Annotated in this window: 17 protein-coding genes; 3 read left to right on the forward strand and 14 right to left on the reverse strand. The window is 47.1% G+C overall.

Annotated elements, in window-relative coordinates:
* Positions 1–4 precede the first annotated feature (4 nt).
* The 3 genes from cydB to purL form a co-directional block, all read right to left on the reverse strand.
* On the reverse strand, positions 5–1,144 hold the full coding sequence (gene cydB, locus NE536_RS00835) for a cytochrome d ubiquinol oxidase subunit II (RefSeq protein WP_261271490.1): 1,140 nt from the start codon (positions 1,142–1,144) through the stop codon (positions 5–7).
* Positions 1,145–1,159: 15 nt separating this feature from the next.
* Positions 1,160–2,716: a cytochrome ubiquinol oxidase subunit I gene (locus NE536_RS00840; protein WP_106651106.1), complete on the reverse strand. Its 1,557-nt coding sequence runs from the start codon at positions 2,714–2,716 to the stop codon at positions 1,160–1,162.
* Between the two features lie 1,271 nt (positions 2,717–3,987).
* Entirely contained in the window at positions 3,988–7,869 is a 3,882-nt protein-coding gene (gene purL / locus NE536_RS00845) for a phosphoribosylformylglycinamidine synthase (RefSeq protein ID WP_261271520.1), read from the reverse strand.
* 280 nt (positions 7,870–8,149) lie between these two features.
* Between purL and mltF the strand changes: the two genes are divergently transcribed.
* On the forward strand, positions 8,150–9,580 hold the full coding sequence (mltF, locus tag NE536_RS00850) for a membrane-bound lytic murein transglycosylase MltF (protein WP_006082473.1): 1,431 nt from the start codon (positions 8,150–8,152) through the stop codon (positions 9,578–9,580).
* Between the two features lie 417 nt (positions 9,581–9,997).
* Here mltF and tadA read toward each other — a convergent pair whose 3' ends face one another.
* Complete coding sequence (tadA, locus tag NE536_RS00855) at positions 9,998–10,516, reverse strand: tRNA adenosine(34) deaminase TadA (RefSeq protein ID WP_261271491.1); 519 nt, start codon at positions 10,514–10,516, stop codon at positions 9,998–10,000.
* A gap of 393 nt (positions 10,517–10,909) precedes the next feature.
* Here tadA and NE536_RS00860 point away from each other — a divergent pair, with 393 nt between their 5' ends.
* Positions 10,910–11,557 (forward strand): GGDEF domain-containing protein, encoded by a 648-nt coding sequence (locus NE536_RS00860; RefSeq protein ID WP_261271492.1) that lies wholly within the window; start codon positions 10,910–10,912, stop codon positions 11,555–11,557.
* Between the two features lie 49 nt (positions 11,558–11,606).
* Here NE536_RS00860 and guaA read toward each other — a convergent pair whose 3' ends face one another.
* Both guaA and guaB read right to left on the reverse strand, forming a co-directional pair.
* Positions 11,607–13,184: a glutamine-hydrolyzing GMP synthase gene (gene guaA / locus NE536_RS00865; protein ID WP_220590772.1), complete on the reverse strand. Its 1,578-nt coding sequence runs from the start codon at positions 13,182–13,184 to the stop codon at positions 11,607–11,609.
* A gap of 119 nt (positions 13,185–13,303) precedes the next feature.
* Complete coding sequence (guaB, locus tag NE536_RS00870; RefSeq protein WP_106651111.1) at positions 13,304–14,770, reverse strand: IMP dehydrogenase; 1,467 nt, start codon at positions 14,768–14,770, stop codon at positions 13,304–13,306.
* Between the two features lie 120 nt (positions 14,771–14,890).
* Here guaB and xseA point away from each other — a divergent pair, with 120 nt between their 5' ends.
* Positions 14,891–16,237, forward strand: a complete 1,347-nt coding sequence (gene xseA, locus NE536_RS00875; RefSeq protein WP_261271493.1) for an exodeoxyribonuclease VII large subunit — start codon at positions 14,891–14,893, stop codon at positions 16,235–16,237.
* Positions 16,238–16,319: 82 nt separating this feature from the next.
* On the opposite strand, the gene der is transcribed toward xseA, so the two are convergent.
* From der to rlmN, 8 genes are all read right to left on the reverse strand, one after another.
* Positions 16,320–17,786: a ribosome biogenesis GTPase Der gene (gene der, locus NE536_RS00880; protein ID WP_106649962.1), complete on the reverse strand. Its 1,467-nt coding sequence runs from the start codon at positions 17,784–17,786 to the stop codon at positions 16,320–16,322.
* Between the two features lie 79 nt (positions 17,787–17,865).
* Positions 17,866–19,053 carry an outer membrane protein assembly factor BamB gene (gene bamB / locus NE536_RS00885; RefSeq protein ID WP_006082479.1) on the reverse strand — a complete coding sequence of 396 codons (1,188 nt, stop codon included), beginning with the start codon at positions 19,051–19,053 and terminating at the stop codon, positions 17,866–17,868.
* Between the two features lie 11 nt (positions 19,054–19,064).
* Complete coding sequence (locus NE536_RS00890; RefSeq protein ID WP_261271494.1) at positions 19,065–19,685, reverse strand: tetratricopeptide repeat protein; 621 nt, start codon at positions 19,683–19,685, stop codon at positions 19,065–19,067.
* A gap of 24 nt (positions 19,686–19,709) precedes the next feature.
* Positions 19,710–20,990 (reverse strand): histidine--tRNA ligase, encoded by a 1,281-nt coding sequence (gene hisS, locus NE536_RS00895; RefSeq protein ID WP_006082481.1) that lies wholly within the window; start codon positions 20,988–20,990, stop codon positions 19,710–19,712.
* Positions 20,991–21,135: 145 nt separating this feature from the next.
* Entirely contained in the window at positions 21,136–22,251 is a 1,116-nt protein-coding gene (gene ispG / locus NE536_RS00900) for a flavodoxin-dependent (E)-4-hydroxy-3-methylbut-2-enyl-diphosphate synthase (protein ID WP_006082482.1), read from the reverse strand.
* A gap of 48 nt (positions 22,252–22,299) precedes the next feature.
* The gene (locus tag NE536_RS00905) at positions 22,300–23,370 is read right to left on the reverse strand and encodes a RodZ domain-containing protein (protein WP_261271495.1); all 1,071 of its coding nucleotides are present in this window, start codon (positions 23,368–23,370) and stop codon (positions 22,300–22,302) included.
* Positions 23,367–24,155 (reverse strand): type IV pilus biogenesis/stability protein PilW, encoded by a 789-nt coding sequence (gene pilW / locus NE536_RS00910; protein WP_261271496.1) that lies wholly within the window; start codon positions 24,153–24,155, stop codon positions 23,367–23,369. Before pilW ends, NE536_RS00905 begins: the two co-directional genes overlap by 4 nt.
* A gap of 32 nt (positions 24,156–24,187) precedes the next feature.
* On the reverse strand, positions 24,188–25,309 hold the full coding sequence (gene rlmN / locus NE536_RS00915; RefSeq protein ID WP_006082485.1) for a dual-specificity RNA methyltransferase RlmN: 1,122 nt from the start codon (positions 25,307–25,309) through the stop codon (positions 24,188–24,190).
* Between the last annotated feature and the right edge of the window lie 53 nt (positions 25,310–25,362).

Raw genomic sequence — 25,362 nt, forward strand, 5'->3', positions numbered from 1 at the left:
ATGCCTAATAGAGTGAGGCTTTGTTATCTTCAATATGTTTACGGCCGATACGACCAAACATCTTGTAGTAAGTCCAAACAGTGTAGCTCAACACTATAGGTACGAAAATCGCTGCAGCAGCAGTCATCACCCCTAAGGTAGTTTTACTGGCTGTTGCATCCCACATAGTCAAACTGACGTTAGGGTCTAGTGATGATGGCATGACGAATGGGAACATAGCTGCACCACAAGTTAAGATAACCATCGCCACAGTGAGTGAGCTGAATAGGAACGCAAAACCTGAACGGTTAAAGCGGCTAACCAAAATCACTAGTAGAGGCAATGCCACACCTAAGATAGGGAACAGCATAGTGATGGGGTATTTGTCATAGTTGGCAAGCCAAGCACCCGCTTCAATCGCGACTGTTTTCATTGCTGGGTTAGACACCGCATTATGGTCAAGGACTGATGTCACGACATAACCATCAATACCATTGGCTAACCACACGCCCGCCGCAGCAAACAACACAGCCACTAACAGTGCGAAGAATTGCGTGGCTTTCGCAGCACGAACACGCAGCTCACTGTCAGTCTTCATTTGTAGCCAAGAAGCGCCTTGCATCATAAACATGCTCACGCTCACAAGACCTGCCAGTAGACCGAAAGGATTCAACAGACCGAATAGACCACCGTGGTAAGTCGCACGTAGGAACTCGTCGAATTCAAACGGTACGCCTTGTAACAAGTTACCAAAGGCTACGCCTATGATCAGTGGAGGTACAAAACCGCCGGCAAACAAGGCCCAGTCCCACGACTTACGCCACTTTGGATTTTCAATTTTAGAACGGTAATCGAATCCGACTGGACGCATGTAAAGGGCAAACAGCACTAACATCATGGCGACATAGAAGCCAGAGAAAGACACTGCATACACCATAGGCCAAGCGGCAAATAACGCACCACCTGCTGTGATTAACCACACTTGGTTGCCGTCCCAATGGGGAGCAATAGTGTTGACCATGATACGGCGTTCAGTATCGTCTTTACCTATGATTGGCAGTAACGCACCGACACCCATGTCAAAACCGTCAGTAACCGCAAATCCGATGAACAGTACGCCGATCAGAGCCCACCAGATAACTCTTAATATTTCATAATCAAACATAATGAAATCCTCTGCTTAGGCTTCTAGGTTCTCGAAATGATAACGACCAGTTTTTAAACTGCTCGGACCAATGCGGGCAAACTTAAACATCAAGAACATCTCAATCACCAGCAGCACAGTGTAGAACAGGGTGATAGAAAGGATACTGAACCATAAGTCGCCAGTCGTTAAGCTTGATGCAGACATAAAGGTCGGTAGTACCTCAGAAATCGTCCAAGGTTGACGACCATACTCAGCCACAAACCAACCACACTCAATCGCGATCCAAGGTAATGGCAAGCTATAAAGTGCAGCTTTAAGTACCCATTTTTTCTCAGCGATTTGATGACGTGTGCTTTGCCAGAATGCCGCAGCAAATACGAACAACATGATAAAGCCTAGACCCACCATCACACGGAAGCTCCAGAAAATCGGTGCTACGTTCGGGATAGAATCTTTAGCCGCTGCTTTAATTTGCTCTTCAGTGGCATCGACCACTTTATCTGTGTAGCGTTTCAGCAAGAAACCATAGCCTAAGTCGACTTTTGCTTCTTCGAAGGCCGCACGTAATTCAGGCGTTTCTTCACCCGCACGCAGCTTCACTAACATAGCATAAGCTTTCATACCGTTACGGATACGCACTTCATGCTCAGCAATCAAATCACGGATCCCCGTGACTTCTTCATCCAATGAACGTGTTGCCACAATGCCCATCGCATAAGGAATTTTGATCGCATAATCCGTGTGCATGGTTTCTTGATTTGGGAAACCAACCGCAGTAAAGGCCGCAGGAGCAGGTTCTGTGTGCCATTCAGCTTCAATCGCCGCTAACTTAACACGCTGTGCTTCACCGACTTTATAACCAGATTCATCACCTAAGACGATAACCGATAAAATCGCCGCCATACCAAAGCTTGCCGCAATCGCAAATGAGCGACGGGCAAAAGGTAAGTCACGTTTCTTGAGGATGTAATAAGCACTGATCGCCAGCACAAACATGGCACCCGCCACATAACCCGAAGCCACAGTGTGAACAAACTTCACCTGCGCAACAGGGTTAAACACCACTTCGGCGAAGCTGGTCATTTCCATGCGCATGGTTTCGTAATTGAACACAGAACCCACAGGGTTTTGCATCCAACCGTTTGCCACTAAAATCCACAATGCCGACATGTTAGAGCCAAAGGCCACTAACCAAGTCACCACTAAATGTTGACGTTTAGTGAAACGATCCCAACCGAAGAAGAACATACCGACGAAGGTAGATTCGAGGAAGAAGGCCATTAAACCTTCAATAGCCAGAGGCGCACCAAAGATGTCCCCTACGTAATGCGAATAGTAAGACCAGTTAGTACCAAACTGGAATTCCATTGCCAAACCTGTGGTAACCCCCAAAGCAAAGTTAATACCAAATAACTTACCCCAGAACTTAGTCATATCTTTATAAATTTGTTTATCTGTCATCACATACAGTGATTCCATGATAGCCAGCAAAAATGCCAACCCCAAGGTCAAGGGAACAAATAGGAAGTGATACATGGCTGTCAGCGCAAACTGCAACCGCGATAGCTCAACAACCTCTTCAACAATCATCGGTGACTCCTTACTTGGTGCGTCCAATTGCTATGACAAAACCCGCGTCAATCACAGCAAGTGCCTTTGTAGGATAGTGAGTTTTCATTTTGTGTTTATATCTGAACATCAGTATAAACCGTTAAATTTAATCTTTTTCATTAGTTCGAAGCAGCAAGGGTTAAAAAGTACCAATATCCGTCGCATATTGAGACGCGAGTCACACTATCGCAAGTAACTGAGACCAACACCCTACCACTTAATCAATCAAATGATCTCATCGATATAAATATCAGATAGTTAAGATATTTATTCGCTTTCATTTGTGGCTATTTTATACCACCTCGCTTTGATGCAAATCAATCAAACTCAGTGGTTTAGGTGGGTTTTGCGGTGAGGCACACACTTCCCCATTGAGAGGGATTGACAACCACATAAAACAGGAGTAGTGAGCACACATTAATTAGTGTAAACCCCTACTTTTATTGATTAGCCGCCACAAATCAGCTCCAGCTACCAAAAAGCTAACAAACAAATAATGTTGCAACAAATTAACTAAAAAACTTAAAAATATTTTTAGTTAAAAATTAATTTAAAACCTTTAAAATCAATAAATAAACTCACATATAGAAATAGAAATATAAAAAAGGCATTAAAATTCATTAGTTTTAATAATGAATAATTGTATTTTTTCTCGTTTGAGAAGCTAACCTGAGTTGTTTAATATATGTCCTGTGTTAAGGAGACAATTTGGTAGAACTGGTGTCGTAGCCCAGTCAATGCCAACTTCGCGCACATAGGTATTAACTTTTGGTGTGGAGATATCGATATGACTAAATTATTTGAACGTCTGGTTAACAGCTACAAGCGTGTTTTTGTTGAACTTTATACAGCTAATGAGCTGAAATAATCCCCAGAATTACTCGTGAAATTTATTGCATTAATTTGAAGTTTTGTTAGCGCAAAACGAGCCCCCATCTCTTTGAGAGTGGGGGCTTTTTCTATTCTAAAGCCGCAACATCTGCCTTCAACTCTAGAACCCCATAAAACGTCGCTTCCAGCATCAAGTATGCAACATACCTATTAATAGGTATTTACCGATGAAAGAAGCTATTTTTTCACTTTGGTCTATTAGATTATTTGCAATAAGTGTTAATGATTTGAAATCCAAGATATTTCATAAAAGTGCATTTTAAATATAAAAAAAGGAGCGAAATTATCGCTCCTTTTTTACGATTAACTAAATCCACTTTTACCCATCAATACAGGTAAAAGCCGCTGAGTTTACTCGCTTAACCTAAGGTCACTCGCGCATTACGGAACATACGCATCCAAGGGCTATCTTCACCCCAAGCATCTGGATGCCAAGAGTTAGCGACCGTTCTGAACACACGTTCAGGATGCGGCATCATCAAAGTAACGCGTCCGTCAGTGGTACAAATGCCCGTTAGGCCATTTGGAGAACCGTTCGGGTTTTGTGGATACTGAGTCGCGATATCGCCCTTGCCATTGACAAAGCGCAGCGCAATTGTGCCTGACGCTTCGGCAATCGCCAACGCTTCAGGGCTGGCAAACTCAGCCAAACCTTCCCCGTGTGATACGGCGATAGGCATACGCGAACCTGCCATACCTTGGAAGAATAACGATGGGCTCTGTTGCACTTCAACTAAGCTAAAACGCGCTTCAAAACGCTCTGAGCGGTTACGCACAAAACGTGGCCAATGCTCGCTTCCTGGAATGATTTCTTTCAGGTTTGACAGCATTTGACAGCCGTTACACACGCCGAGAGCAAAGCTTGAGTCACGTTCAAAGAAACGTGAAAACTCATCGCGCGCACGGTCATTAAACAGAATCGACTTAGCCCAACCTTCACCTGCGCCTAATACGTCACCATAAGAGAAACCACCACAGGCCACTAGACCTTGGAAATCCTCTAGGCTGATACGGCCAGATAAAATGTCAGACATGTGCACGTCGCGGCTTTCAAATCCAGCGCGATCAAAGGCAGCAGCCATTTCCACGTGGGAATTAACGCCCTGCTCACGCAAAATCGCCATCTTAGGCGCAGCGCCTTTAAGAATATAAGGCGCGGCAACGTCAGCACTTGGATCGAAGCTTAAGTTAACGGTTAAGCCTAAATCGCTTTCGTCTTGCTTCAGTTTGAACTCTTCCAGTGCACACGCTGGGTTATCACGCATGGCTTGCATACGATAAGTGGTTTCTGACCACAAGGTACGCAGCGCAACACGGCTATCACTGAAAATTTCACGCGCGCCATCTTTAATGGTGATGCGTTGATCGTCAGCTAACGTCCCAATCACATGGCAAGGAACACCCGCGATAGCAAACTGAGCGGCAATTTTCGCAGCGTTGTCGCGGCTCACTTGCAGCACAGCGCCGAGCTCTTCATTAAAGAGTCGCTCTAAATCCGTGCCCTGCAAATCTTCTACATCTATGTCTAAGCCAGTATTACCCGCAAAGGCCATTTCCACTAAGGTGGTAAATAAGCCACCGTCGCTTCGGTCGTGGTAAGCGATAACGGATTTCTTAGCCACTAGATTTTGCATGGTTTCGAAGAAACCACGCAGCAGTGCAGCATCGTCAAGATCCGGCGCAATATCACCCAACTCGCCAAAGACTTGGGCTAAACAAGAACCGCCTAAACGATTTTTACCCGCACCGAGATCCACTAACAGTAAAGACGTTTCGCCTTTATCTGTGCGCAGCTCTGGCGTCACTGTATTACGAATGTCTTGCACCACGCCAAAAGCAGTAATCACCAATGACATTGGCGACGTCACGGTTTTATCCGCGCCATCTTGCTGCCATGCGGTCTTCATCGACATAGAGTCTTTACCGACCGGAATGGTTAGGCTGAGCTCTGGACACAGTTCTTCACCTACGGCTTTCACCGCTTCATAAAGACCCGCATCTTCACCGGGGTGACCCGCAGCAGACATCCAGTTAGCAGAAAGCTTGATACGCTTAAATGAACCGATATCGGCACCGGCGATGTTCATGATTGATTCAGCCACTGCCATACGGGCAGATGCGCCAAAATCAAGCAGAGCCAGCGGTGTACGCTCGCCCAGTGACATTGCTTCACCGGCGTAGGTATCAAAGCTTGCAGCTGTGACAGCGCAATCGGCCACAGGCACTTGCCATGGACCCACCATTTGGTCACGGTTAACTAAACCCGTTACAGTGCGGTCGCCAATGGTGATAAGGAAGGTTTTATCCGCAACTGTAGGCAAGCTCAGTACGCGTTTAACCGCTTCTTTAACATCAATCTTGTTTTGTTCGAGCGCTGGCGATACCGCTTTGGCTGATACCACATCGCGGCTCATCTTAGGTGCTTTGCCTAATAAGACTTCGAGCGGCAAATCGATAGGATTATTATCGAAATGGCTGTCGCTAAGGGTCAGGTGTTTCTCCGCCGTCGCTTCACCCACAACCGCAAACGGGGCGCGCTCACGCTCACAGATGGCAGTAAATAGTGCGAGGTTTTCAGGAGCAACGGACATCACATAACGTTCTTGTGATTCGTTACACCAGATTTCCAGCGGGCTCATGCCTGGCTCATCTGAAGGCACGTTACGCAGATTGAATAAACCGCCGCGCTCGCCGTCATTCACAAGTTCAGGGAAAGCGTTCGACAAACCGCCCGCGCCCACATCGTGGATAAATTGGATAGGATTTTTATCGCCAAGCTGCCAACAGCGGTCAATCACTTCCTGACAACGACGTTCCATTTCGGGGTTTTCACGTTGCACAGAAGCAAAGTCGAGATCTTCACTCGATTGACCCGATGCCATAGATGAAGCGGCGCCGCCACCCAAACCAATGTTCATCGCAGGGCCACCCAGCACAATCAGCTTAGCGCCAACGGTGATTTCGCCCTTTTGCACATGTTCTTCGCGAATGTTACCTAAACCACCGGCCAACATAATGGGCTTGTGGTAACCACGCACTTCAACGCCGTTGTGGCTGCTGACTTCCTGCTCGTAGGTACGGAAATAACCCACCAATGCCGGACGACCAAACTCGTTGTTAAATGCCGCGCCGCCCAGTGGGCCTTCGGTCATGATATCGAGCGCGCTAACGATACGATCTGGCTTACCGTAGTTACCTTCCCATGGTTGAACAAAACCCGGGATTTTTAAATTTGATACGCTAAAGCCCGTTAAACCGGCTTTAGGTTTAGAACCACGACCCGTTGCGCCTTCATCACGGATTTCACCACCTGAACCGGTTGCAGCGCCAGGATAGGGGCTGATAGCGGTTGGATGGTTGTGGGTTTCCACTTTCATCAGGATGTGCATAGGTTCAGTGTGGTAGTTGTACACCCCATCTGGATCGGGGAAGAAACGACCGGCAACCGAGCCTTCCATCACAGCAGCGTTATCTTTGTAGGCAGATAACACGTGATCTGGCGTGGTTTCAAAGGTGTTCTTGATCATTTTGAACAATGACTTAGGCTGAACTTCACCGTCAATTGTCCAATCTGCGTTAAAAATCTTATGACGACAATGCTCAGAGTTCGCCTGAGCAAACATCATCAATTCGATGTCATGGGGATTACGGCCTAAACGGACAAAGTTTTCGACTAAATAGTCGATTTCATCTTCGGCTAAGGCAAGGCCCAATGCTGTGTTAGCCACTTCAAGTGCGCGGCGACCTTCGGCAAGAATATTGACGCTTTTAAACGGCGCAGGCTCAGTGCGTTTGAATAACACATCGGCTTTGGCAAAATCATCAAGCATGATTTCAACCATGCGATCGTGCAACAGCGCATTTAAGGCTTGTTGCTGCGCAACTGTCAGTGCATCTGACTCGACATAATACGCAACGCCTCGCTCCAAACGCTTCACTTTACCAAGGCCACAATTGTGCGCGATGTCAGTGGCTTTTGAAGACCAAGGAGAAATAGTACCGGGGCGAGGAGTGACAAACAGGAGTGAACCTTGGGGGATATGAGCTTCTATCGCAGGTCCATAGGTGAGAATTTTTTCAAGTTGCTGGCGTTCATTTGTATCGAGCAACTCGCTCAAATCCGCTAAATGAACATACTCAGCATAGATTTGGCGTACCGGAAGCGCAGCGTTTTCGCAGGCCTCCATCAGCTTTTGCACCCTAAACGTCGAGAGTGCAGGGGCTCCGCGGATGATCTCCATCACGTCTATTCACCTTATTATTTATTATTGCAGGGGTCAGAGGTGGCGCTATTATAAGGAAATGTCTGCCACAAATCACCTGTGACCTTACGCAAAACAGTGTTTCCTGTGATATAAAAAACGCGACCATTTTAAGTCGCCATTTTCCCCCACGAATGATTTTTTTACGTTATCGCAGACAAACGGATATAATCCCACCAATGTCGGCCAGTTCACCACGCATGCCCCACTGTTAACTCGCTATCTATAATATTGATTTTATTTACTATAAGCACATTTAATGACTCGATTCCTGTTCGCTCTTATCTTAGGTTTCTTACTGACTGCCTGTCAGCAGGTGACCGTGGACGAAACAGAATTCGTGCCGAAGAAATTAACTGAGTTAAGAGTCGGCACACTTTACGGCCCACAGATTTATATGACATCGGGCCAAGGTGATAGCGGTTTCGATTACGATATGGCGGTATTGTTCGCCGAATACTTAGATGTGCCCTTAAAAATGGTGCCCTACACTAACCGCACCGAGCTGTACGAAGCCCTTAAAAAGAATGAAATCGACCTGATTGCTGCGGGCATGACAGAAACACCCGCAAGGCGAGAACAGTTCCGCCTAGGGCCGCCGTTGTACCGCGTTAATCAAGTATTGGTTTATCGCGAAGGCATGCCAGCGCCCAAAGACATCAGCGACTTAAAAGGTAAGATCACTGTCATCGCCGACTCTTCCTTTGTCGAGACATTAACTCAGTTGCAAAAGCATTATCCAACGCTGGTGTGGGATCAAATTACCGACAAAGACAGCGAAGAATTGCTGGCCATGATCGCCAACAAAGAAATTGACTACACCATAGCAGACTCCAGCAGCGTACAAATCAACCGCCGCTACTTGCCCGATCTGCGCTCAGGCCCCGTACTTGAAGAAAAGCTCGATGTGGTCTGGCTGTTGCCACCAACCCGCAGTGATGAACTCATGAGTCAATTACTGGCCTTTTGGCACCAAGAGAAGCTTGCCGGTACGCTTGATCATCTCAACGAGAAATACTTTGGCCATGTGAAGCGCTTCGATTATGTCGATACTAGGGCATTTATCCGCGCTATCGAAACCGTTTTGCCTCGCTATCGTCAGTTATTTGAAACCCATGCGGGCAATTTAGATTGGCGTAAGCTTGCGGCGACTAGCTATCAAGAGTCCCATTGGAATCCCCATGCCCGATCGGCAACGGGGGTGCGCGGCATGATGATGTTGACTCAGCCTACGGCAAAAGAAATTGGCATCACCAACCGTTTGGACGCGGAAGAAAGTATCCGCGGCGGCGCGGCCTATTTGAACGATATGATCAATCGTTTGCCGGAATCCATTCCCGAGAGTCAACGTATGTGGTTTGCACTGGCGTCCTATAACATAGGATATGCCCATGTTGAAGATGCGCGTAAACTGGCTGAATCGATGGAGTTAAATCCCAATGCGTGGCGAGATTTAAAGAAAGTACTACCGCTACTACAAAAGCGTAAATACTATCAAAAAACCCGCTACGGCTACGCCAGAGGCAGTGAAGCAGTCCATTACGTTGACAGTATTCGCCGCTACTACGACACGTTAGTCTGGGTAGATAATCAGTCGAAACAGCAAAACCCCGAGGAAGAACCGAGCGATCTAGCGTCGGAAGAACCCGCCATTCCCGCTGGAACATTGAGCCCAGAACAACCTAAGTAATCTGCATCGCCTGAGCCAAGCGTTAGAGCTAGGTTTCTAGAGACTTAAATCAAAAAGTCAAACTGCTAAACCAAAGCTCTGTGAGCTCAGTATCTGAAACTCTGTGCCAGAACCAAGCAGGCTTAACCAACTTAGGTTTACGCTTAAAAACATCGCTTAGTTCAGCTTATCTGACCAGTGCTATTGCTGCGCTCAAGTGCAACTGCTACTGTCTTGGGGTTATGACCTGCGATACATCACTGCAGGGCATCAATAATAACAATGAATGGGGTCAATATGAGAAGAAAAACCATCAGCAATACTGTCGCGCGTCGTCGTACTTTACTCAAAGTTCGCCATCGTCGTATTTTGAATCGTCAGAAACTTTTCTTTACTTTTATTCAGTCTCAGGATTAATCCTGTCGCTTTTACCACTGTTTACTCAATTGCTTGCAGCGCCTTTTGAGTCTGTTTCAGGGCTTTTTTCTCCTCTCTACGCCGTTTAAAAAAACGACTCAATTGCGCGCTACAAGCGTCGGCTAATACACCCGATGTGACTTCAACTTGATGATTAAATGCCGGGTGTTGCAGTAAATTCACTACAGTCCCCGCTGCACCGGTTTTTTCATCCCGAGCACCAAAAACCACCCGCGCGATCCGGCTGTGCACCATAGCACCGGCACACATAGCACAAGGTTCAAGCGTGACATATAAAGTCGCGTCTAACAGGCGATAGTTTTCGACCAAGCGCCCCGCTTCCCGTAAACATAAAATTTCCGCATGGGCGCTAGGATCATGTTGGCTAATGGATAAATTGTAACCCGTCGCAATTTGCTGGCCGTCTTTGACCAGAACCGCACCGACAGGTACTTCACCCTCGGCCTCGGCTTTCTCGGCCATCAACATAGCCACTTGCATCCAATGTTCGTCCTGCTGCGATTGTTCAACTTGCTGCATTTGCTCCACTCACACGCTCATTTAATTAGCCTGAACATAAAACCGGATTATAACAGCCAATCGCCTACATATCACAAAGTCAGCATTTCCAATGCAAGCCCCCTGCATAACACTGCCATCACACTATACTTTACCTATGGTTTTATCATCGATACTCCAATGACTCGATACTTTTGGCAGTGGTTAATTCTGATCATAAGTGCAGGCTTTTCTTGCATTATGCTGCACGGCAAGTCCATTAATAACGAAATCAATTATTACGAACTCAGCCTTGAATTGATCCGATCTATCATTTGGTTATTTATGATGTTCTATATCAGCTACACGCGACATAACCGTCAAATCTATCTTTGGCTGTTAATTGGCTGTGGGAGCCTATTCATAGGTAACAATATGAATATACTGGATGAATTATCTACCTTCGAAGCCAGTTACTATCAAGAAGTCGAAGACTTACTCTTTACCTTTGGCATTCTCTGCGCTTGGTTCGGCCTCTATCAATTAATCCAACAACAAATCACCAAAAACCAAATACTCAATATTGCCGCAAATACCGACCCGCTAACAGGGCTGCTTAATCGACGCAGTTTCAATCAAAATGTCGAAAACAGTACCGACAATAATCCCAGTGCTTACTTAATCCTCGACATAGATCACTTCAAACAAATCAATGACACCTATGGCCATGCAGCGGGTGATTATGTATTAACAAAGCTTGCAAAACACATCAGCAAGAGTCTACGAAAACAAGATAGAGTTGCCCGCTGGGGAGGTGAAGAGTTTCTCATTGAGCTTAAACACTGCGATAGTCATACGGCCCAACTCAAAGCCGAACAACTCAGGGCGCTGATTGAAAGAAGTGATTTTCACTATTCAGGTCAATACCTTAGCATCACAGTCAGTATTGGTATCGCAACCGTTGCAAATCAACACCTAAATAGAGATGAGATCATTAACCTTGCTGATAAAGCGCTATATCAGGCCAAAAACGGCGGGAGAAATCGAGTGGTCCTTGCCAGTGATCTCAAACAGAATGAATAACAAAAAAGGCGCACTAGGCGCCTTTAAATCGTTAATTCAGATAATTAACTTATTCCCATTCGATAGTCGCTGGCGGCTTGCCAGAGATATCGTAAACCACGCGGGAAATGCCATCGACTTCGTTAATGATGCGGTTTGATACGCGACCTAAGAAATCATACGGCAGATGTGCCCAATGGGCTGTCATAAAATCGATGGTTTCTACGGCACGCAGTGACACAACCCAGTCATATTTACGGCCATCACCCATCACGCCAACTGAGCGCACAGGTAAGAACACGGTAAAGGCTTGGCTGACTTTATTGTATAAGTCGGCTTTATGCAGTTCTTCGATGAAGATGGCATCGGCGCGGCGCAGTAAGTCACAGTATTCTTTCTTTACTTCACCTAATACACGTACACCAAGACCTGGTCCTGGGAACGGGTGACGATAAAGCATGTTGTATGGCAGACCTAACTCTAAACCAATTTTGCGCACTTCATCTTTGAACAGTTCGCGCAGTGGCTCAACTAAACCCAGTTCCATATCGTCTGGCAAACCGCCAACGTTATGGTGCGACTTGATCACATGTGCTTTACCTGTGGCGCTGCCAGCAGATTCAATCACGTCTGGATAAATCGTGCCTTGCGCTAGCCATTTTGCATTAGCGCATTTTTTCGATTCTTCATCGAAAATTTCCACAAATACGCGGCCGATGATCTTACGCTTAGCTTCTGGATCGGCTTCGCCTTTCATCGCATCGAGGAAGCGATTTTCCGCATCAACATGAATGATATTCAGGCCGAAATGATCGCCAAACATTTCCATCACTTGCTCAGCTTCGTTCAAACGCAATAAACCGTTATCAACGAATACGCAGGTCAGTTTTTTGCCGATAGCGCGGTGCAGCAACATAGCTACAACCGAAGAATCGACACCGCCCGACAAGCCTAAAATCACTTCATCATCACCAATTTGCTTCTTCAAGCGCTCAATTGCATCTTCGATGATAGAAGAAGGTTTCCAGTTCGCCGCACAGCCACAAATGTCTAAGGCAAAGTGCGATAACATGCGCATACCTTGGCGAGTGTGGGTCACTTCTGGGTGGAACTGTACGCCATAGAATTGTTTGGCTTCATTTGCCATAGCGGCAAAGGGACAAGTATCCGTTTTAGCGACCGCCACAAACCCTTCAGGAATGGCCGACACTTTATCGCCGTGGCTCATCCATACGTCGAGTAAGGGTTTACCTTCGCTGCTAACCGCATCTTCGATGCCTTTGAATAGCAACGAATCTGTTAGCATTTCAATTTGAGCGTAGCCAAATTCACCTTCGCCCACACCTTGGATAACTTTACCGCCCAGCTGCTCAGACATGGTTTGCATGCCGTAGCAAATGCCCAGTACAGGCACGCCTGCGGTAAAGACGTATTCAGGCGCACGCGGCGAGTTTTCAGCCGTGACACTTTCAGGTCCGCCAGCAAGAATAATACCGTTCGGGGCAAATTCGCGGATTTGGGCTTCTGTTACATCCCAAGCCCATAATTCACAGTACACACCGATTTCACGGATACGACGGGCAATCAGTTGAGTGTACTGAGATCCAAAATCGAGGATCAGTATCTTGTGCTCATGAATATCGCTCATGGGTAACCTTTATCTTATCTATTGTTTTAACATTGCTCAACGCGGCGATAGCCAGCCTTGAGTATTGGATCACACGCTTTACAAAGAGGCGGCTTATCGCCGCCCCTTTTATCAAACGATTAAGAACCTGAACGGTAGTTCGGCGCTTCTTTAGTGATAGTCACATCGTGCACGTGGGACTCACCCATGCCAGCTGAAGTTACTTTCACAAATTGGGCTTTTTCATTCAGTTCTTGAATGGTGGCACAACCGGTTAAGCCCATGCATGAACGCAAGCCACCCATATGTTGATGGATAATTTCCTTCAACTTACCTTTGTAAGGTACGCGACCTTCAATGCCTTCTGGCACGAGTTTGTCGGCAGCATTGTCAGATTGGAAATAACGGTCAGATGAACCTTGAGACATAGCGCCTAGTGAACCCATGCCGCGATAAGATTTATACGCACGGCCTTGATAAAGTTCAGTTTCGCCCGGCGCTTCATCGGTACCTGCAAACATTGAACCTGCCATGATGCAAGATGCACCGGCCGCTAATGCTTTAGCTAAGTCGCCAGAGAAACGTACGCCACCGTCGGCAATAACAGGAATACCTAAGCCTTTTACGGCTGCGGCTGCATCTGAAACTGCTGTGATTTGTGGCACGCCAACACCGGTTACAATACGCGTCGTACAAATTGAGCCAGGGCCAATACCCACTTTAACTGCGTTAACGCCAGCTTCAACCAGTGCTAATGCACCTTCAGCCGTAGCTACGTTACCACCGATAATTTGCAATGTTGGGTGTTTAGCACGCGTTTCACGAATGCGTTGCAAAACGCCTTCAGAATGGCCGTGGGAAGAATCGATAAGTAATACGTCAACGCCAGCTTTAACGAGTGCATCAACGCGCTCTTCGTTACCAGCACCCGCGCCAACGGCGGCGCCAACACGTAGACGACCTAACTCATCTTTACAGGCGTTAGGTTTACGTTCGGCTTTCTCGAAGTCTTTAACTGTGATCAAACCTTTCAGTTTAAAGTTATCATCGACAACAAGGACTTTTTCGATACGGTGTGAGTGCATCAATTTTTGCACTTCATCTAATTTAGTGCCTTCGGCAACTGTGACTAAACGCGCTTTAGGCGTCATCACTTCTTCTACCGTTTTGCTCCAATCTGTGACGAAACGTACGTCACGGCCAGTAATGATACCAACCAACTCGTTTGCTTCGTTAACCACGGGATAACCGGCAAAACCATTCTTCAGTGTCAATACTTTCAGATCGGCTAAGGTCGTAGATGGCGTCACAGTCACAGGTTGTTGAACCACGCCCGCTTCGTAAATTTTTACTTTACGCACTTCTTCGGCTTGTTTTTCAATGCTCATGTTTTTATGAATAAAACCTAAACCGCCTTCCTGCGCCATAGCGATCGCAAGACGAGCTTCGGTAACTGTGTCCATAGCGGCAGACACAAGTGGGATATTCAATTCAATGGTATTGGTCAGGCGAGTTTTAAGAATGGCGGTATTTGGGAGTACAGTCGAATGCGCAGGAACAAGCAACACATCGTCAAAAGTAAGCGCTTCTTTAATTAAACGTAGCATATGCAACATCTCCCCAGTTGAGTAGGATTTAGAGGTGAAATATTGCGGCGGGATTATACCTTGCATATCGGCACTGGTAAATGGAAAATAGCAAATATCCCCATTTAATTGAGTAATTCGATGCAAGGCGCCAAAAACAATATTTATACTGTCTCGCGACTCAATGGTGAAGTCAGACAAATTCTCGAGGGACAATTGGGTAAAATTTGGCTCAATGGCGAAATATCCAACTTTTCCTCTCCCAGCTCAGGTCATTGGTATCTCACCTTAAAAGACCACTCTTCCCAGATCCGTTGTGCCATGTTTAAAGGCCGTAACCAAACGGTCAGCTTTAAGCCCATCAATGGTCAGCAAGTGTTAGTCAAAGGCGCGATCAGCGTGTATGAACCCAGAGGCGACTATCAATTATTGATTGAGTCCATGCTACCAGCAGGGGATGGACTACTCGCCCAGCAATTCGATGCACTCAAAATGAAGCTCGCCGCCGAAGGATTATTCGCCGCCGATACCAAAAGATTGCTGCCAAAAAACATCCAACGCATTGGCGTTATTACTTCGCCAACCGGCGCAGCGATTCGCGATGTCTTACACGTACTCGCAAGGCGCGACCCTTCAATCGAAGTCATTATCTATCCGACTCAGGTTCAAGGTGAAACTGCGGCGCAGAGTATTTGTCAGGCAATCAATATCGCCAACCAGCGTTTAGAGGTCGACGTATTACTGCTCACCCGTGGTGGCGGTTCGCTTGAAGATTTGTGGTGTTTTAACAGCGAAGCCCTCGCCCACACAATTTATAACAGCGCCCTGCCCGTGGTCAGCGCCGTCGGCCACGAAGTCGACACCACCATCAGTGATTACGTTGCCGATATTCGCGCCCCAACACCATCTGCAGGTGCAGAGTTGTTATCCCAAGATAGCGACAATAAGGCGCAAAAACTCGCAACAGCTTTATCTCGCCTGCAACAAAGTGCGAAACATTATCAACTTAAGCAAGAAAGACGGCTCAGCTTGCTTGAGCACAGACTGCAACGCCAAGATCCCAAACGGACCTTGCAGCAGTTCGAACAAAGATTCGATGAGATGCAATTAAGACTGGAGTCGGCGCTGTCGAATCGCTTGCACATACTCAGCCGCCGTCAGCAGTTACTCGCAAGTCGCCTTGAACAGCAATCTCCCAAGCATAAGCTCACCATTGAGGGTAACCGCCTAAGTTATCTTGCGAGTCGCTTACAGGATGCATTACAGGACAAACTGAGCCAAAGTGAGCAACGGATAAAATACGCGGCCCATCAACTCGAAACCGTCAGTCCGCTTGCTACCTTGAGCCGTGGTTACAGCATCACCACTGACATCCACAATCAAGTGGTCGACTCTGCCGATAAACTGACAATCGGTGATAGCCTGCAAACCCGCTTGCGCCATGGACAAGTGATTTCAACCGTCACTCAGATAAAGCCGCTCGAATAAATCTACATGACGCTGAAATAGTCTTAAAACACAAAAGGAACCCTAAGGTTCCTTTTGTTTCAAATGTGTCTAGTAAAAAACACTATTTGGTTTTTCTGTCTTTGATATGACTTTGTGCGCGCTTGCGACGACGTTCTTGGCTCATAGTCAACTTCTCAGTCTTGTTTTCAAATGGGTTATCACCCTCTTGGAAACGCAGCTGGATTGGCGTACCCACCACTTTCAATGAACGACGGAAGTAGTTCATCATGTAGCGCTTATACGAGTCTGGCAGCTTGCTAACTTGGTTACCGTGGATCACCACGATTGGTGGATTGTAACCACCTGCGTGCGCGTATTTAAGCTTCACACGGCGACCATTCACTAATGGCGGCTGGTGATCATCCTGCGACATTTGCATGATACGTGTCAGCATAGAAGTACTGACGCGGCGTGTGGCACTGTCGTAGGCTTCTTCAATCGATTCAAATAAATGGCCAACACCAGTACCGTGCAGCGCCGAAATAAAGTGAATACGAGCAAAGTCGATAAAGCCAAGACGACGGTCAAGCTCGCTCTTCACGCGATCTTTAATACCTTGGTCGATACCATCCCACTTGTTGACGGCAATAACCAAAGCGCGACCCGCATTGAGCGCGAAACCTAACAGACCCAAATCTTGCTCGGCGATACCTTCACGGGCATCGATGATAAGTAACACCACGTTAGCATCTTCAACCGCTTTCAAGGTTTTGATCACTGAGAATTTCTCAATGACTTGATGTACTTTACTGCGGCGACGAACACCCGCGGTATCGATAATCACGTACTCGCGACCTTCACGTTCCATTGGAATATAAATACTGTCACGGGTTGTGCCGGGCTCATCAAATACCACAACGCGCTCTTCACCTAGAATACGGTTAGTCAGGGTTGACTTACCGACGTTCGGTTTACCGATGATCGCCAGCTTGATAGGCAAATCTTGCAGACGCTTTTGTTCAGCTTCGGCTTCTTCTTCGGTATATTCACGCTCTTCGGTCACTTCGCCTTCGTCTTGACGCACTATGCCCATCGCTTCGGCATAAGGAGTCAGCGCGTATTCGATCATGTTGGTCACGCCGCGTCCTTGAGACGCTGCCATTTGGTAAACTTCACCTAGACCTAAAGACCAAAACTCGGCGCAGGCAGAATCGGCATCAATACCGTCCACCTTGTTAGCGACGACGAAGGTGGTTTTTTCACGGCTACGTAAGTGCTGTGCAATCGACAGATCCGCAGAGGTTAAACCTGCGCGCGCATCAGTCATAAATAGAACAACATCGGCTTCTTCAATGGCGGCAAGGGATTGCTCGGCCATTTTCGTCTCGATCCCTTCTTCAGTGCCATCGATACCGCCGGTATCGACCACAATGAACTCATAGCCGGATAAGAATGCTCGACCATATTTACGGTCACGTGTTAGGCCAGGAAAGTCAGCAACCAGCGCATCACGCGTGCGCGTAAGGCGATTAAATAGGGTGGATTTACCGACGTTCGGCCGACCAACAAGGGCCACTACAGGGATCATGATTTTGCCTCTAAAAAACTTTTCAATAAAAAGCCCCCGGAACACACTTCCAGGGGCTCTACAAGGATAACACTTTTAACTATGGAAGTGTTACAACAGCTAACTTTCCACTGCGACCTTGAACATAGATTTTATCGTCAACCACTAATGGCTGGCTGTATAATCCAGAGCTGTCCACTTGGACACGACCCACAATCGTCCCTGTACTGCGATCGATGAAGTGTAAATAACCTTCGAAATCACCCACAACTAAATAGTCTTTATACACAGCTGGTGACGTCAGAGTGCGGTTAGCTAACTCAGAGTTGCTCCACAGTTCTAGACCGTTACGTTTATCAACTGAGTAGATACGGCTGTGGTCGTCAACGACGAACAAACTTAAGCCCGCTGATGCTAACTCGTTAAAGCTAGAATACTTACGTGTCCACACAACTCGACCCGTGCGCAGTTCCATCGACACTAAGTTGCCGTTGTAGCTCACCGCATATAAGTTGTCGCCAAGGATCAGCGGCGTCATATCCACGTCGGCCATACGCGTAAACTCGTTACCGCCAGTTGGATTGTAAATCGCCTGTTCCCATGCAGCTTGACCATTGTTTTTAATCACAACAGCCACTTTGCCATCGGCAGTACCGATGAAGAAACCACCCGCTTCATAAGCTGCAGAACCTGTACCGCGCAGGGTCAGATTCGGCAATTGCATTTCATACACCCATAACTTAGCGCCAGTATCGACGTTAAAAGCTTCGAGTGAACCTGAGCTGGTGCTGACAACCACGACGTCATCGGCAACCGTTGGTGCTGATAATAATTCTCCGCCCGCAATCACATGCCATAACACTTGGCCATCTTCGGCGTTCAGCGCAGCTAACAGCCCACTTTCACCACCTAAAAAGACTTTATTACGCGCAGCAGTCACACCGGCGGCAATACGCGCACCTTTGTTTTTTGCTAACGCGTTATCACGAAATTCTTCGCTGAAATCTTTAGTCCAAACGCGCTCACCAGTCGCTTCATCAAACGCGGTGACTTCGCCATAACGATCGGCAGCAAAGATTTTTCCATAACGGACTGCGGGAGCGAGGCGAGAATAATAATCACCCACACCATCACCGACAGAGGCGCTCCAACTTACTTCAGGGAACACTGTCGCCTGAATTGCAGTTAACTCACTGACAGGCTCGTCTTCAACATCGCTCGACGAACAGGCGGATAACATGGCCAGACTTAATCCGGCGGCTAGCAGGTTTTTGCACCAAGACTTCATCAAGGGATCCCTTATGCCTGATTTAGGCTATCAAGTTTGATTTTAAGCGCTGGGCTTGTGACCACACCACCATTGTCCATGGCAGCTTGATAAGCTGTTTTCGCTTTCTCAACTTCACCTTGACGTACTAAGAAATCACCTTTTAATTCATCGCGCTGGGCGAAGAAGGCTTTATCTGTAACTTGTTCTAAGGTCGCCAGAGCGGCGTCAATTTGACCTTGTTCGGCTTGGATTCGGGCTACACGTAAAGTGGCAATCACATCTAAACCAGCACCTGGCTTAGCCGCAATAACCTTGCTCAAGGCTTCGATTGCTTTAGGATAATCCTTGGCTTCTACCGCAGTTTTTGCCACGATCAGTTCTAACAGCGCTTGATAGCCCTTTTGATCATGACTTTTAGAAAACTCGGCGACGCCCGCCAGCATAGCGGCTTCGTCGCTTGATTTAGTGGTCAACTCGTGAAATGCTTTTGAGGCTTCTTCCGCTTGGGCCACTTTAACGTCAGAATAATAATTCCACGCATACAGCCCGCCTAAACCGACGACGGCACCGATTAAAATTGAATTTCCGTAATCTTTCCAGAACTGCTTGATAGCATCAACTTGTTGTTCTTCTGTGCTATAAATTTCCACGCGCACGTCCCCTTATATGATCTATTACTTAATGGCCAGTTCAGCTAAAAATGCGCCTAAGGCACTTCGAGCTACCCGTTGTTGTTCGATGTCATTGCGTAAATGTTTAACCGTCACCATACCTTCGGCAAGTTCATCTTCGCCTATCAGTAACGCCACACTCGCACCGCTTTTGTCGGCACGTTTCATTTGTTTCTTCACGTTGCCGCCACCGCAGTGACTCATCACTTTAAGGTTTGGCAGCGCGCTGCGTAATTCCTGCGCTATTTTGATCGCTTCAACCAGACAGCTATCGCCCATGGCAGTGACATACACATCCACTTCTGACGGAATATCTTTGTTTAGCTCTAAGGTTTCAAGCAGCAAGACAATGCGCTCTAAGCCCATAGCGAAACCCACCGCTGGGGTATCTTTCCCGCCTAATTGGGCAACTAAGCCATCGTAGCGACCACCCGCAAGTACTGTACCTTGCGAGCCTAAACTCGATGTAACCCATTCAAATACAGTGCGATTATAGTAATCTAAACCACGAACAAGGCGCGGATTAATGGTGTATTTGATACCCACTGCGTCAAGTAGTTCACGCAATTGTGAAAAATGTGTCTTCGATTCTTCACCGAGGAAATCCATCAACTCAGGTGCACCAGCCAAAATCGCTTGGACATTTTGATCTTTTGAATCCAATACCCGCAGCGGATTGCTGTACATGCGACGCTTGCTGTCTTCATCGAGCGCATCTTTATGCTGCTCTAAAAACGCAATCAAGGCATCACGGTAAACCGCGCGCTCAGCAGGATCGCCTAAGGTGTTCAGCTCTAACGATACGTGATCGCTAATACCGAGTTTTTCCCACAGGCGGGCTGATAGCATCAAGACTTCAGCATCAATATCCGCCGTGCCTATGCCATAGACTTCCACACCAAATTGGTTAAATTGGCGATAACGGCCTTTTTGTGGACGCTCGTGGCGGAACATAGGACCCATATACCAAAGACGTTGTTCTTGGTTATACAACAGACCGTTTTCGTTACCCGCACGCACTGTCGATGCCGTACCTTCTGGGCGCAGCGTTAAGCTGTCACCGTTATTATCTGCGAAGGTATACATTTCTTTTTCAACAATATCAGTCACTTCACCGATAGAGCGTTTAAAGAGATCGGTATTTTCCACTATTGGAGTGCGGATTTCGCTGTAACCGTAAGCACTGACGCTCGAACGTAGTACCGCTTCCACTTTTTGCCATAGAGGACTTTGAGTTGGCAGAATGTCATTCATTCCGCGAATCGCTTGGATCTGTTTTGCCACTGTATCGACTCGTCCGATTTAGCTAAATTAATAAAAAATGTCACGCATTATAGGCTTTTGAACGTAAAACGTAAAACGACCCCGTCGGTTTCGGGGCCTAGCTCAAAATCATTAGGCGTAATCTATGCCCAAATGCAGATGCATATTACTCAGTTGTGTCTTTTATTTGAATCCGGTTCGCCATTTGACTGGCCTTAGCGCGAATTTTCGCTTCGAGGGAATCGACAATGTTGTCGTTATCAAAACGTTCTTTTTGACGTTCGCCCTCGTCGTAATATCCGCTCTTATTGTGTCCGCCGGTTAACCCGATGTGCGACACTAAGGCTTCGCCTGGACCGTTCACTACGCAGCCGATAATAGACACATCCATAGCAGTAGTCACGTCTTCGAGGCGACGCTCTAACTCATTGACTGTGCTTATCACATCAAACTCTTGACGGGAGCAAGATGGGCAGGCGATGAAGTTAATGCCACGACTGCGGATCCGCAGCGATTTTAAAATGTCAAAACCGACTTTAATTTCTTCGACAGGATCGGCGGCAAGGGAAATACGCAGGGTATCACCGATACCTTCGGCCAATAACATGCCTAAACCCACTGCCGATTTAACAGAACCTGCGCGTGCGCCGCCCGCTTCGGTAATACCCAAATGCAAAGGCTGACGAATTTGCTTTGCCAATAAACGATAGGATTCAACCGCTAAAAACACGTCGGAGGCTTTCACGCTGACCTTGAATTGGTCGAAGTTCAATCTGTCCAGAATATCCACATGGCGCATGGCTGATTCAAGCAATGCTTGTGGCGTGGGCTCTTTGTACTTGTCCATCAGATCTTTCTCTAATGAACCGCCATTCACCCCAATACGGATGGGAATATTGTGGTCACGGGCGCATTCAACCACGCTGCGAATACGCTCTTCATTGCCAATATTACCCGGATTAATACGCAGGCAATCGACACCATACTCGGCAACTTTTAAGGCAATGCGATAATCGAAATGGATGTCGGCCACTAAAGGCACGTTGACCGCTTGCTTAATGAGTTTAAAAGCTTCAGCCGCATCCATAGTCGGTACTGAGACACGTACTATGTCGGCACCGACTTTTTCCAAGGCACGAATTTGAGCGATAGTCGCTTCAACGTCTGTGGTCTTAGTATTGGTCATTGACTGAACGGCAATCGGCGCCCCATCACCAATCGGTACATTACCCACATAGATGCGGGTGGAAGGACGTCTTTTTATGGGAGTTTCATTATACATGCTTAATACGCTCTATTTCGGTACGTGCTGCAGATCATTACGCGGTCGTTAGGCTCTCGGCAAGGTTAAACGTGCGACACGTCCCTTGGGGAAATCCGCTAAGCTAACCATTTGACCATCTAAGCTTAAGGTCGCCACATGGGGCGCCCCTAAAATAATTTTAAACGGTGGCACACCGCTCACTTGCACTGCAGCGCCGGCGCCTTTCACACCATCGACTAAGGCTTTGCCTTTAGCATCGACAATGTTTATCCAGCAATCACCGGTTAACTGAACATCAATAATCGATTGTCCAGCAACAGCAACCAGAGTGTTGACTGAGGTGGCTGGCGATGTTGAGGCGGGTGAAGGCGTTGCGGTGGCAACTGGCTGTTGAGCTACAGGTTGTTGAGCTACAGTCGCGGCCGTTTGCGGCCCAGTGGTGGCAGCGATAGCTGAGCCACCATCTTCATTGCTCGTATCCGCCGTTTGAGGATAATTGTTGTCAGTAGGCCCAGTGCTCACGTCGATAGTACTGGCATCGGTATCTTTAATCGGACCATCGATTGACATAGAGCCGTTAGCCGCTATTTCAGTCAATTGCTGGCTGGCATCAGTTTCGGTCAATAGCACGTCACCGGGCAGCGTTTGATTCACCGCAGCGACCTCTTCGGCCGTAGGCTGTGACACATCGATAGTGCTTAATAAGGTCGTTTTTTGCATCCACCAGACGACTAACGAGCCGAGTAACACAATAACGATAAAAATACTCAGCCAAGTTAAGCGCGTATCGCTAGCTTGGTAAGTCGTCTTACGTGAAAAGCTTTGCATCGCAGGCTCAGTCACCACCGGCACTTGCCGCACTAAACACGCTTCAATCAAGGCCGCATCGGCACTGACCATACGGGCATAGTTTTTCACATAACCACGAACATAAGTGGATGAAGCTATATTGGTAAAATTGTCAGCTTCAATGTCTTCAATAATGCGAGGACGTAGATGCAGTTTAACCGCCGCATCTTGAATGCTAAGGCCCATTTTTTCACGGGCGTCTTTTAATAAGGTTCCAAGCGTTACATCTAGCGCGACTGATTGCGGAGCTACTGACTCAACTGGCGCATTGGTTTCATGATCTTTCATTGATGCAAATTAACTCTGTATTGCTTGGCCTGAGGTGATGCTGGGAATTTGGCAAGCAATAAAATACCAAATCTCTTCACAGCGGCATCATCATTCACTGCCTGCTCTATTTTGATTCCGAGCGCTAAACTTTCTGGAGTTTGCTCAGCCACTTGGTGATATCGCGCTAATTGGTTTCGCGCCTGAATAAAATCACCTTGGTCGACTTCTAACTCTGCCATCTCCAGCAACGACACCGATCTTCTCGGGTCATACTTTAACGCCATCTGAAAATACTGTTGTGCCTTTTCTGCTTGTCCTGCTTCACGGCTACAGAGACCTAAGTTCTCGTAGCTTGAGGCCGTTCGCGTATATTTAGGCATCTCGATTGCGGCCAAAAACATTTTTTCAGCTTTGTCGTATTGCTTTTGTTGACACAAAAACACCCCGAAATTATTCATGGAATCGCCAGAGGCGTCCTTGGTACTAATGGCATTCATGTACGACTCTTCGGTACGTACTAGATCGCCCACGGTTTGGTAGTAATAAGCCAAAGCAGTATGCACATCTTCGAGCTCTGGAGCATATTCTAATGCTTTATCAAGATTGTATTTGGCTTGTTCCGAGTTACCTCGATTTAAATAGGTTAAGCCGAGCTGCAAACGTTCGCGCGCGGCGGCGACTTTGTCTAACTTTCGTTCCGAAACAGGAATATCTGTCCCGGTATAAGTACGCTCAGTGACGCACCCTGTCATCAATAATGACAGGGTTAAAATCAACGAAAACCTTGGCAATCCATGCTTCATGGGCAAGCCTATAAATCTGTGCAAACAAAGAGTTAATTCATTGTGACTGAAATCTGGTTTTCTTGCATGCGTTTTTTTGCTAAACGTTTCGTTCTATCGCGAATATCACCAGCTAACTGACCACAGGCGGCATCAATATCATCACCACGGGTTTTACGCACGATCACAGTAAAACCGTACTCCATAAGCACCTTAGAAAAACGGTCGATACGTGAGTTAGACGAACGGCCGTAAGGCGAGCCTGGATACGGGTTGAATGGGATCAGATTTACCTTACAAGGTGTATCTTTCATCAACTTAGCTAACTCATGGGCTTGATCTGTGCTGTCGTTGATGTGATCTAGCATCACGTATTCAACCGTCACGCGGCCACGGTTTGCATTAGATTTGGCGATATAACGACGAATACCCGCTAAAAACTCATCCAGCGGATATTTTTTATTGATTGGGACCAGAATGTCACGCAGCTCATCATTTGGCGCATGGATACTGACGGCAAGTGCCACATCGATGGCATCGCCCAGTTTATCTAACGCTGGCACTACGCCTGATGTTGATAAGGTCACGCGGCGTTTTGACAAGCTAAAACCAAAATCATCGAGCATGATGTCCATTGCTGGGATCACATTGGCTAGGTTGAGCAATGGCTCGCCCATGCCCATCATCACGACGTTAGTGATCGGACGCTCGCCCGTGTCTTTAGCAAAACCTAAAAAGTGCGATACACGCCAAATTTGGCCGACGATTTCAGAAACCGTTAAGTTACGGTTAAACCCTTGCTGACCCGTTGAGCAGAAAGTACATTCGAGGGCACAACCCACTTGGGATGAGACACACAAAGTCGCGCGGTCATCCTCAGGAATATAAACCGTTTCAACTTCTTGGCCTTGACCAACGTTGATCGCGAATTTAATCGTCCCATCGGTCGATTTTTGGAAGCTCGAAATTTCCGGCGCAACGATCTCGCAGCGTGCCGCCAATTTTTGACGTAACACTTTGTTGATGTTGGTCATCTCTTCGAAGTCACTGACACCGAAATGATATAGCCATTTCATGAGCTGATCGGCACGAAAGGGTTTCTCTCCCATGTCCGCAAATAATGCGCGCATCGCCTTACGATCAAGGTCTAATAAATTGATCTTCTTTTCACTCATATAGCTAACCTCAACACCAAAACCGGATCCTGTAACAGGGCGGCGAATTATAC

Origin of the sequence: Shewanella septentrionalis (assembly GCF_025370265.1) — a bacterium.
GTDB lineage: Bacteria > Pseudomonadota > Gammaproteobacteria > Enterobacterales > Shewanellaceae > Shewanella > Shewanella hafniensis.